Annotated in this window: 12 protein-coding genes; 8 read left to right on the forward strand and 4 right to left on the reverse strand. The window is 62.2% G+C overall.

What is annotated here, in order from left to right:
* Positions 1 to 6: 6 nt before the first annotated feature.
* From hemC to AA0535_RS13265, 5 genes are read left to right on the forward strand one after another with little or no spacing between them, the layout of a single operon-like run.
* Entirely contained in the window at positions 7 to 1,125 is a 1,119-nt protein-coding gene (gene hemC / locus AA0535_RS13245) for a hydroxymethylbilane synthase (protein WP_264816996.1), read from the forward strand.
* Positions 1,118 to 1,864: a uroporphyrinogen-III synthase gene (locus AA0535_RS13250; protein ID WP_264816997.1), complete on the forward strand. Its 747-nt coding sequence runs from the start codon at positions 1,118 to 1,120 to the stop codon at positions 1,862 to 1,864. Before hemC ends, AA0535_RS13250 begins: the two co-directional genes overlap by 8 nt.
* On the forward strand, positions 1,861 to 2,694 hold the full coding sequence (locus AA0535_RS13255) for a 23S rRNA (adenine(2030)-N(6))-methyltransferase RlmJ (RefSeq protein ID WP_264816999.1): 834 nt from the start codon (positions 1,861 to 1,863) through the stop codon (positions 2,692 to 2,694). Before AA0535_RS13250 ends, AA0535_RS13255 begins: the two co-directional genes overlap by 4 nt.
* The gene (locus tag AA0535_RS13260) at positions 2,691 to 3,656 is read left to right on the forward strand and encodes an NAD(P)H-dependent glycerol-3-phosphate dehydrogenase (RefSeq protein WP_264817001.1); all 966 of its coding nucleotides are present in this window, start codon (positions 2,691 to 2,693) and stop codon (positions 3,654 to 3,656) included. The genes AA0535_RS13255 and AA0535_RS13260 overlap by 4 nt, the downstream gene beginning before the upstream one ends.
* Before the next feature lie 23 nt (positions 3,657 to 3,679).
* Complete coding sequence (locus tag AA0535_RS13265) at positions 3,680 to 4,384, forward strand: TylF/MycF family methyltransferase (protein WP_264817003.1); 705 nt, start codon at positions 3,680 to 3,682, stop codon at positions 4,382 to 4,384.
* A gap of 73 nt (positions 4,385 to 4,457) precedes the next feature.
* Here AA0535_RS13265 and AA0535_RS13270 read toward each other — a convergent pair whose 3' ends face one another.
* The 3 genes from AA0535_RS13270 to AA0535_RS13280 form a co-directional block, all read right to left on the reverse strand.
* A complete protein-coding gene (locus tag AA0535_RS13270; protein ID WP_264817005.1) occupies positions 4,458 to 4,754 on the reverse strand; it encodes a superinfection immunity protein in 297 nt (98 codons plus the stop codon).
* 119 nt (positions 4,755 to 4,873) lie between these two features.
* The gene (locus AA0535_RS13275) at positions 4,874 to 5,785 is read right to left on the reverse strand and encodes an MIP/aquaporin family protein (protein WP_264817006.1); all 912 of its coding nucleotides are present in this window, start codon (positions 5,783 to 5,785) and stop codon (positions 4,874 to 4,876) included.
* Between the two features lie 83 nt (positions 5,786 to 5,868).
* A complete protein-coding gene (locus AA0535_RS13280; protein ID WP_264817008.1) occupies positions 5,869 to 7,110 on the reverse strand; it encodes a NupC/NupG family nucleoside CNT transporter in 1,242 nt (413 codons plus the stop codon).
* A gap of 252 nt (positions 7,111 to 7,362) precedes the next feature.
* Between AA0535_RS13280 and AA0535_RS13285 the strand changes: the two genes are divergently transcribed.
* Entirely contained in the window at positions 7,363 to 7,851 is a 489-nt protein-coding gene (locus tag AA0535_RS13285) for a glutathione peroxidase (protein ID WP_264817010.1), read from the forward strand.
* 70 nt (positions 7,852 to 7,921) lie between these two features.
* On the opposite strand, the gene AA0535_RS13290 is transcribed toward AA0535_RS13285, so the two are convergent.
* Complete coding sequence (locus AA0535_RS13290) at positions 7,922 to 8,590, reverse strand: LysE family translocator (protein ID WP_264817013.1); 669 nt, start codon at positions 8,588 to 8,590, stop codon at positions 7,922 to 7,924.
* A 319-nt stretch (positions 8,591 to 8,909) separates the two neighbouring features.
* Between AA0535_RS13290 and murJ the strand changes: the two genes are divergently transcribed.
* Together murJ and AA0535_RS13300 are read left to right on the forward strand one after the other, a co-directional pair.
* On the forward strand, positions 8,910 to 10,463 hold the full coding sequence (gene murJ / locus AA0535_RS13295; RefSeq protein ID WP_264817015.1) for a murein biosynthesis integral membrane protein MurJ: 1,554 nt from the start codon (positions 8,910 to 8,912) through the stop codon (positions 10,461 to 10,463).
* 171 nt (positions 10,464 to 10,634) lie between these two features.
* Positions 10,635 to 10,943: MutS N-terminal domain-containing protein (locus AA0535_RS13300; protein ID WP_264817040.1), on the forward strand; the 309-nt coding region annotated here is incomplete at its 3' end.

The following is a 10,943-nucleotide window of genomic DNA, read 5'->3' on the forward strand; positions in this document are numbered from 1 at the left end:
TCAGCCATGAAACAGACGACGATGCCCGAAGCGCTCATGTCCCAGAGCCTGCAATTGCAGCAGGTCGCTGCCGAAGCCATGCGCCGCCAGGCCTCGCCTCATCCGCCTTCGGTGCGTCGCTCGCTGCCTCTTCGGGTTGGAACGCGCGGCTCGCCGCTGGCTCTGGTCCAGACACGTGCATTCCTGACCCGTTTGACACGGTTTTGTCCTCTCCTGCGCGACATGGGGGCATTTCAGGAACACCCGATCAACACCACCGGTGATCAGGTCCAGTCCCGCCGCCTTGCCGAAATCGGCGGAAAGGGCCTGTTCGCGAAGGAAATTCACGAGTCCCTGCTGGCCCGCCAGATCGATTTTGCCGTGCACAGCCTCAAGGATCTGGAAACAGTCCTGCCGCCGGGCCTGACCCTTGCCTGTACCCTCAAGCGGGAAGACGCGCGCGATGTGCTGATCCTCAGCCCTGCGCTGCGCGACAAGGCCAAGGCGCTGGTTGCGCAGGGCCATTCGCCCCTCGATGCGCTGCCTTTCGGCGCGCGGATCGGATGCGCCTCGGTACGCCGTCAGGCCCAGTTGCTGCACAGGCGCCCCGATCTGCGATTCTGCCTGCTGCGCGGCAACGTTCAGACCCGCCTCGACAAACTGGCTGGCGGCGCCTGCGATGCCACATTACTCGCCCTCGCCGGGCTGCGCCGTCTTGGAATGGAAGATCGTGCCGATCTGATTCTGGACCCGGAACTCATGACCCCCGCCGCGGGTCAGGGGATTGTAGGCGTGACCGTGCGCGAGGAAGATCGCGAATTGCTCGACCTCCTTTCGGCTATTGAAGACCCCGAAGCTCGCGCCGTCGCGACCGCTGAACGCGCCCTGCTCGAAGTGCTGGACGGCTCCTGCCGGACCCCTATCGGCGGTTATGCCCGCCTGCGGCTCAAAAGCCAGCCTTCGGGCCGCACGCATTTCGGCGACCGTGAGCTGGTTCTGACCGGACTTGTCGCACGCGAGGATGGTTCCTTCCACCTCAAGCGCGAAATCGTCGGCGAGCCGACTGAGGCCCTGCGTCTTGGGCGCGAACTCGGATTGTCGCTCAAGGCCGACTCGCCCGCCGACATCTTCGAGGACCATGGCTGAAACACGCCAGCGGACCGTTCTTGTCACCCGACCCGAGCCGGGTCTGAGCGACACGTGCGAAGCCCTGCGCAAACTAGGCTGGGAGCCCTGTCCTGCTCCCATGCTCACCATCCACCCCCTTCCTCTAAAAGTGCCCAGACGCGTCGATCGGATCGTGGTCACGAGCGGGCAAAGTCTCGATGCGCTGCGTCTCGCCCTGCCACCTGATATCCCGCTCACGGCAGTGGGACAGCGCACGGCGGAACGCGCGCGCGAAATGGGCTTTTCCCGGGTCGATCACGCGGCGGGGACGGCGGCATCGATTATCCATCATCTGGGCCCGTCGCCCGGGAACACGTCTCTTCTGCTGGCAACGGGTCAGGGGCTTGCAGGGGACCTGGCAATCGGGCTGCGTCAGCGGGGCTGGGCGGTCACGCGGCGCGTTGTCTACTGGGCACGTTCCTTCAGTCGGATTGCCTCTCCTGCCCGGGAGATGCTGGCTTCGGGTCAGGTCGCGGCCATCCTGTTCTATTCCCCCGCAACAGCGCGTGCCTTTCTGGATGCTTTGGGCCCCGCACGACCTCAGCTCGCCTCAGTCAGGGCGCTTGCCCTCTCACCACGGATAGGCGATGCGCTGCGCAACGCGCCTTTTGCAGATATCGCCATTGCGGCCAAACCGGAGGAGCGCCTATTGCTCGATCTGCTCGGCCCCGTCCCGCTCATGCCCTTTCCACCTTCCCGGAGGAACCGTCTTTCGTGAATTATCGACACGCCTATCACGCTGGCAATTTCGCCGACATGATGAAGCACGGGCTTATGCTGCTCATTCTGCGTCATCTCATGCGCAAGCCCGCGGGCTTTCAGGTGCTCGATACCCATTCAGGATGCGGCCTTTACGACCTCACAGCGACGGAATCGGAAAAGACCGGCGAGTGGCGCGACGGCATCGGCCGCTTCCCCCATACGGTCGAGGCACCGGAAGCGCTGGCCGATTATCTCGGACTGATCGCCCAGGCCGGGGCCCCCCACTTCTATCCCGGGTCGCCCAGTCTTGTCGCCTCGGTGTTGCGCCCGCAGGACAGGCTTGTCTGCTGTGAGCTCCATCCCGAAGATGCCCGCATCCTGCGACGCAATTTCCGCGACAGGGATCAGGTAGCCGTTCATGAGCGCGACGGCTACGCGGCGCTGAAAGCCTTCCTGCCCCCCCGTGATCTCAAGCGCGGTCTGGTGCTGATCGATCCCCCCTTCGAGCAGATCGACGAGTTCGACAAACTCGCCGAGGCGATAGCCACATCGCGACGGCTTTTCCCGATGGGCATTGTTGCGGCATGGTACCCGATCAAGCACAGGGCGCCCGTTCGTCGCTTCCATGACCGGCTGCGCGATCTCGGCCTGCGCGATCTGCTCGATTGCAGTCTGCTGCTGCGCCAGCCCACCGACCCGACCCGACTTAATGGGTGCGGCGTTCTGGTGGCCGGGCCACCCTATCAGTTCGAGGACGAGGCGCGCTCGCTGCTGGAGGCTTTGGTACCCGTGCTTGCCCCTGACGGTGAGGGGCAGGCCCTGATCACGAGGGTTGCGGAGGAATGACAAGCCCGAAAAATCATATCGCCGTCATTGGGGCAGGTGCATGGGGAGTCGCCCTTGCCTGTGCCAGCGCCCGGGCCGGCTCGCAGGTCACGCTGTGGTCCCGGTCACCCGTCGCACCCGGATGCCGCGTCCTGCCGCGCCTGCCCGCCGTGACCCTGCCGGAGGCTGTGACGGTCACCAGTGTCATGCCGGTCGAAGCCGATCTGACCCTGCTGGTCGTCCCCATGCAGACGCTGAGGCAGATCGCACCGCGTCTCCAGGGCCAGTCTCCTCTGATCGCATGCTGCAAGGGGCTCGAGCTGGGTACGGGCGCCCTCCCCCTCGACATCCTGGCTGAGACGCAGAGAGGCCGCAGCCACGCCGTGCTATCTGGCCCGAACTTCGCCATCGAGGTCGCCATGGGGGCGCCCGCCGCGGCAACGATCGCCGCACCCTCGCTCGATGAAGCACGGCGCCATGTTGCGCTTCTCTCCTCGCCCGATTTCAGACTCTATGCCAGTGACGATCCAAGCGGTGTGCAGATTGCAGGAGCCGCCAAGAACGTTGTGGCCATAGGGGCCGGCATCGCCATTGGCGCTGGCCTTGGAGAAAATGCCCGCGCGGCCCTTATCACGCGCGCCATTGTCGAGATCGGCCGCCTCGCAGCCGCCATGGGCGGTCGTGCGGCCACTATTGCGGGGCTCAGCGGGCTTGGCGATCTGATCCTGACGTGCACGGGGGCGGGATCGCGCAATTACAGTCTTGGGCTGGAACTTGGCCGCGGGGTGAGCCTCGACGAGATCCTGAAAACACGCAGCACAGTGGCCGAGGGCGTGGCAACGGCACCGGCACTGGCTGCCCGCGCACAGCAACTCGGCATTGCCATGCCCATCATCCAGACCGTCGCTGCTTTCCTTGCGGGGGAAATAGATCTCTCCCAGGCAAGGCGCCACCTTCTCGAGCGGCCGATTACCGTCGAATAAGAACAACGATAAGGACACTCCCCATGTGGATGCGTAATGAAGCCATGCGTCGCCTCGTCAGCCGGAACCGTTTCGTCCGCTTCCTGACCTTCGGGCTGCACAGCACCATGCAGATGAAGCTGCTGGGCGGTCACAAGCATCCTGTCACGCTGCGCCGCCTGCAGAAGGCACGCTCGGGCACCGACTCGCTCCTGAGCAGCGATGAAGCCTTCGTTCTCCATGAACTGGCACAGGCTCAGGCCGTCTATGCGGGTGACATGGCAGAATTCGGTGTTTATCGCGGTGCCTCGGCGGAGCTGCTCTGCATGGTCAAGAACCACCGTACATTGCACCTCTTCGATACCTTCGAGGGATTGCCCGCCCCTAAAGGTCAGGAAAGCAAGGTTTTTGAAAAGGGGGAGTTTCATGGCTCGCTCGAGAGCGTCAAGCGTAAGCTCTCAGGCTATGAGAATGTCGCCTTCCACCCGGGCTTCTTTCCTGATTCCGCAGAAGGTCTGGATGAAACGCGCTACAGCTTCGTTCATCTCGACGTCGATCTCTACGAGGCAACGCTGGCAGGTCTCGACTACTTCTATCCGCGCATGATCCCGGGTGGGATCATCCTGACCCATGACTATTCGATCATCGATGGCGTCTCCCAGGCTTTTCGTGAATATCTGGCTGACAAGCCCGAGCATGTGATTGAACTGCCTACGACTCAGGCGATGATCATCCGGCACCCGGCGTGATCCATCCCGTTTCGCACAGGCACTCTGGCGGCTTGCGCGTCTCGCCTCCTGAAAAACGAATGGCTTATTTCCTTCACGGAATCCGGCGGCGGGAGAAGAGGTTTCTGACGCCGTGACGAAAGGCATTGAGCCGGGCGACCAGAGCGTCCCCGGGTCGATCCATCAGTGCCCACGCCATGAGCGGCATCCAGATCCAGAATTCCCAGAAAAAGATGAGGTTGATGAGAGCAATCAGGCGGAAGGAGCGATGCCGCCGCAATGCCGCGACAAAAGTCGGCAGGAAAATCCAGAGCGCACAGACCGCGGCGACACCGGCGATGGCCAGAGGATTGTGTCCGTGAAGCCTCGACGCGATGTCATTCCAGACCATGATCTGCCCCTCACATTGTAACGATGCAGAAACAATAGGAAAGCGCCAGAACGATCGCAAATGACATTTCCCTCATTCTAGGCCTCGTACGACGCTCTTTTCTCCGGTCCACTCGCCTGTCAGGCGACGTCACGCGATACGCGCCGCCTGCTGATCCAACCCCAGAAATAGGGTGCCCGCCCTCCATGGCCGAAATAGGCGAGACGCGCCTCGTGCAGATGGACGCGCCCGAACATCTCGGCCCTGATCAGAAACACCATTGCCGACGCCCCTGCGAGAGGCCCTACCACGTAGACCCAGAAATCCTGCCAGGTGCCCGCCATAAGAGCTGGACCGAAACTTCTTGCCAGATTTGTGCTGTCACCCGAGAGCCATGCCTCGAACGGGTTGAGCAGGAAAAAGATCGGCCCTGAAGCCCAGGCAGCCAAGGGCCGCAATACCGGCTTGGCGCCACAATAAAGCACAACGGCAACCAGAATGGCCGTCGTGCACATTTCTCCCACAAAGGCCCACCATGGGGGGACGAAAGGCGACGGCGTGGTGGCGGCGAAATGCGCGGCCCTGCACCACGCGCCCCAGCGTGGCCAGATCAGTCCACTCGCCGCAACGAGACCCGCACCCAGTACCGCCCCTGCGATCTGGGAGAAAACGTAGAACACGGTATCGGTCAGAGCGAGACGTCGCCCGAGACAGAAAGCAAGGCTGATTGACGGGTTGAGATGAGCGCCGCTCACCCGCCCGAAAGGCGAAAGGGCTGCCAGGGTTGCGCTGAGACCGAAAACCAGTCCCTCCAGCGCCGTGAGAAGATTGGGCCAGTGAATCAGGGCACGCGCTACGGGACTGAGCGGCGAACCGATCACCACGTTCGTACAGATACCGCCGATCAGGAGAAGCGCGGTCGCCCAGAACTCGCAGACATAGAGCCGCGGATGAATAGCACGGTCCGGGGCGGGCTGGCCAAGCAGCGGGCGATCTTCGGGATGAGGGTAAAGGGCATCAGCCTCACGCGGGTGCCGCATTGCCTCGGCCATAGGCTTGCCTCCTGCCGGTTTGATCTATCCCGGTCAGGTCACATCATGCCGGACCGGGCCCGGCTTTCCTTGCCCATGGTGCTTCAGGCGGCAATAAAAAGCCCCGTGATTGCGGCGCTCATGAGGTTGGACAACGTCCCCGCGATGACGCAGCGCGAAGCAATCGAGGCGATCTCGGCCCGGCGTTCGGGTGCCACACTGCCAAAACCGCCGATCAGGATCCCGACGCTGGAGAAATTTGAAAATCCGCACAGGGCGACTGAGACAATCGCCAGACTATGCGCAGAGAGTGCGTGCGCATGGATCATGGGCGAGAGACCGAGATAGGCCACGAACTCGTTGAAGGCGATTTTCTGCCCGAGCAATCCGCCAATGACGAACGATTCCGACCAGGGAATGCCGATGACCCAGGCAAGAGGCGCCATGACAACACCGAGGAGGGTCGACAGGCTCAATCCTGGCCAGTGAAGCAGTCCCCCGATACCGTGAAGGGTACCATCGATCAGCGCCGTGAGACCGACAAAGGCCACAAGCACCGCACCCACGGCGACAGCAACGCGCGCACCGCTGATCGCGCCATCCGCGAGCGCGTCGAACAATCCGGAGGTTTCGAGAACAGGTTTGGGCATGGCTTCGCGGGCGAGTACGGCATCCTCCGGGGTCGGCCAAAGCAGCTTCGCGAAAAGCAGGCCACCCGGAATGGCCATGAAAGACGCCGCCAGCAGATAATGCATGGGCACACCGAGCCCGGCATAACCCGCCAGAACCGAACCGGAGACCGAGGCCGTGCCCGAACTCATGATTGTGAAAAGCTCTGCCTTGCGGAGTTTCATCACATAGGGACGCAAAACCACCGGCATTTCGCTTTGCCCGAGGAACACTGTCATGACAGCCGAGAACGACTCAATGGCCGTCGTTCCCAGCAAACGGCACAGCCCCTGTCCGATAAAACGGGCCAGGGCCTGCATGATACCCCAGTGATAAAAAAGCGCGATGAGCGCCGAGACATAGACGATGGCCGGCAGAACCTGAAATGCGAAAACGAAACTGTCATCGCCAAAAAGCGATGCCATTTTCGGGCTTGCCAGACCGCCGAACAGAAAATGGGTTCCTACCTGCCCATAGGACAGGACATCGCCCACCCCATCGGCAAGCGCCCCGAACAGGCGTCTCCCCCAGGGAACGAACAGCGCAAGAGCCCCGATCGCAGATTGCAGGGCCAGAGCAATCCCCGCCTGGCGGTAGCTGATCGCTTTTCTGTTTGAAGAAAGAAGAATACCCAGGGCGAGCAGCACCGCCATACCAATCAAACCGCGCAGCAACATCGACGGGCCTTCATCCCCAGTTTTCCCGGCATGATCTTCCCGCGATCACGCCCGATCGTCCGCCCCGGACTCCCTTGGCACAGTCATCGAATCCGACATGTGATCCTGTGACAGGCCCGGTCACGCTCCCCACTGGAAAGCGTCCGAAACCGTTCTCCGGGCGAAAGGGTTTACCTTGTCGGGATGCTTGCGCGCTGTCCAGCGGAAAGCCACATTATGGGCTTGGCTCATTTCGGGACATGACGAGACACCATGACAACCAGTTTTTACGATCTGGATATTCCTGCCCTGTGTGGCGAACCGATCTCCATGGCCGATTTCAGGGACAAGGTCGTCCTGATTGCCAACACGGCTTCCGAATGCGGATTCACCCCGCAATATGAAGGGTTGCAGTACCTCTGGAGTCATTACGGCAAGTCCGGCCTCGTCGTGCTCGGGGTTCCCAGTAACGATTTCGGTCAACAGGAGCCGGGGACTGCAAGCGAAATCCAGGCCAGTTGTTCACGCAACTACGGCGTCAGCTTCCCCATGGCTGCCAAATCGACAGTCAAGGGAGCTGAGGCAACCCCGCTCTTCCGCTGGCTTGCCGCTGAAGGCGGGATTCTCTCGCGTCCTCGGTGGAATTTCTACAAATACATCGTCTCGCGCGAGGGCAAGCTTCTGAACTGGTTCACGCCTCTCACCGCGCCAGATTCGGGTCGATTCAAGTCCTGCGTGATGCGCGCGGTGATGGACCGCTAGGCTGCGTAGCAGACCCGGTTTCGGTGTCTTGCGGACCCAACTCCGGATTGCCTGATTTCCTGGGGAGCATTCAGCCCTGTCGCTCGAGTGCCAGTCGAAGCCCGAACGCCATGAATACTCCACCTGTCAGCCGGTCGAGCATCCTGACCGTGCGCGGGCGGGAGAGGAACGCGCTGAGCGGCACGGTCATCATGATCAAAAGCGAGAACCAGCTCAGTGTCAGCATGACCTGAATGGCAGCCAGCAGAAGTGAGAACGCGACAAAGTTCACCCCGTGCGGGATGAACTGAGGCAGGAAGGTGATGAAGAAGATTCCCACTTTCGGGTTCAGCAGATTCGTCACCAGACCCTGACGGAAACTCGGAAATGCGCCTATCTGCGCTGCGATTCTTCTGCCGGACAGCCCGTCATCTGCGGAAACTCCCCCGGAATCAGGGGCAAGGCGGGTTCTCGGTTTGAGTAATAACCGTATCCCGACATTGAACAGATAGAGCGCGCCCGCCCATTTGACGATCGTGAAGGCAAGTTTCGAGGCGGCCAGAAGCGCGGTCAGACCGAATGCGGCACTCGCCCCCCAGATGAAGAGGCCGAGCGTGATGCCGAACGCTGCTGAGAACCCTGCTCGCGGTCCCGATGTCGTGGCGCTGCGCAACACGAAGGCCGTGTCGAGCCCCGGCACAAGGGTGAAAACGCCTGCGGCCAGAACAAAGCTCGTGAGGGAGAGGAAAACGGGACTCATGGCTTGGATTCGGGCTCCGGAATGAAGACGCTCCGATTTCGGAAACGCGGCGTCTCTTCTAGGCGGCTCCCATCCTGGCTCGCAATATTGGAGGACGCTGGCCAGACATGATCACACAGCAGGGCTTCGCCACCCTCCTTCGGTCACGAGCGCTGCCGCTACAGACCGTGCCACAGGAAAGCCATGGTGGAGGATCATTTCAAACGACGTCGTGCGCAATCTGCGTCAGCTGGATGGCGCGCTACGCCGGTTGGGTCTAAAGAGGCGCCTCGATTTTGACCCACACCCTGTTTGCTCGATCCCTGACTGGAAGCCCGGAATGCTCCGTAACCTGATCACCGTCGGTGGTTGGACCATGCTGTCCCGTATCCTCGGCCTGGTGCGCGACCAGCTTCTGGCGGCTTTCCTCGGGGCAGGCCCGGTCCAGGACGCGTATCAGATCGCGTTCCGTCTCCCCAACATGTTCCGCCGCCTGTTCGGCGAAGGCGCGTTCAACGCGGCCTTCGTTCCCCTCTTCACGGAGCGCCTCACGGCGCATGGCCGCGAAGACGCCACGCGCTTCGCCTCCGACGCCCTCTCCTGCCTCAGCGCATGGTTGCTGGGGATCACGATCCTCGGCGAAGTCTTCATGCCGTGGATCATCGAAATCATCGCTCCGGGCTTCAACCATGCAGGTGGCCGGTTCGAGATGGCCGTCACACTGACACGCATCACGTTTCCCTATCTGCTGCTCATCTGCACAGCCGCCCTCGTGGCCGGCGTGCTGAACGGGCTGCACCGTTTTTCGATGGCCGCCGGGGCCTATGTCTCGTTCAATATCGTGGGCATCGCGACCATCCTCCTGGGTGCCCTCGTTTTTCGCGACACCGCCACCTGGACCGCCATCGGCATCACCCTGTCGGGTTTCGTTCAGCTTGGCCTTCTGCTTTGGTCGGTGAAACGCGCGGGAATGCGCCTGTCTTTGCCCAGACCCCGACTGACCCCGGCCATGCGCGATATGCTGCGTCGTCTCTGGCCCGGGCTGGTAGGGTCTGGCGCCACGCAGCTCAATCTGACCGTCGACACGCTCATCTCCACGCTTCTTCCCGCGGGCTCCATTTCCTGGCTCTATTTCGCCGATCGCGTGAACCAGCTTCCCCTGGGTGTACTCGGAGCGGCAGCGGGCACAACGCTCCTGCCCGTGCTGACCCGCCATGTCGCCGAAAACGACAGCGCCGGGGGGCAGCAGACACTGAACCGCGCCATCGATTACGCCGCGATCCTCACCTTCCCCGCCTGTTTCGGCCTGCTTGCCCTTGCGCCGGAAATCATGGCCACATTGTTCGGCTACGGCAAGTTCACGACTGAAGACGCGCTCTCATCTGCCCAGTCGCTCCGGGCCTATGCTCTGGGCCTGCCCGCCTTCATCATGATCAAGGTTCTCTCGCCCGGCTTCTTCGCCCATGGTGACACACGCACCCCGGTGCGTATCGGCTTTCTCACCCTGGCGCTCAATCTCGCGCTCAATCTCGCCCTGTATCGTCCGCTCACCCATGTCGGACCACCTCTGGCGAGCACGATCGCGGCTCTGGTGAATTTGGCCTTTCTTGCGGTGATTCTTCACCGGCGCGCTGTGTTCAGGCCTGACGCTGCGCTCGTCGCGCGCATGCTGCGCATCATCGCAGCCTCATTCCTGATGGCAGTCCTCACCGTCACGCTGACCCGCATGATGGCGCCGGGCCTGGTCATGTGGCACGGGCTCATGCGTGCCATGATGCTCGGCCTGCTCATGGGGGTCGCTGGCGTCATCTATCTTGCCGCGCTCTGGGCTTTCGGTATCGCGCATCCGGACCGGCTTCTGCGCAAGGTCCTTCGGCGGGTGCGTCATTCCTGACTGCTCCGTCAAGCGTGGCGAAATTATCATGATGCCACGCCGATAAGGCATGAGCGGTTAACTCACTGTTCACATGGGCGGCCCCAGAGGATAGGATTTGGCCCATGTGGCGAGCTTCCCCAATCATGATCTGCGTCTGAGATGCCCCCCTCTGACATGCCCAGCCCGGAGATGACGGGCGAGACGCGGCACGACGACTCTTCCATATCCCGTGGGCCGACAGGCCGAATCCCCTCGGCGGAGGGGGCGACACCGGCCATGGCCCAGTGGTTTGCACTGAAGGCGCAGGAGCCGGATGCGCTGCTCTTCTTCCGCATGGGTGATTTCTACGAGCTCTTCTTCGGCGATGCCGAAACCGCTTCCATGGCGCTCGACATCAGCCTCACGACGCGCGGCAAACACAATGACACGCCCATCCCAATGTGCGGTGTGCCTGTGGCGGCCGCGCCTGCCTATCTTGCACGGCTGATCCGCCCGGGC

The organism is Asaia krungthepensis NRIC 0535, from assembly GCF_025995175.1.
Lineage (GTDB): Bacteria > Pseudomonadota > Alphaproteobacteria > Acetobacterales > Acetobacteraceae > Asaia > Asaia krungthepensis.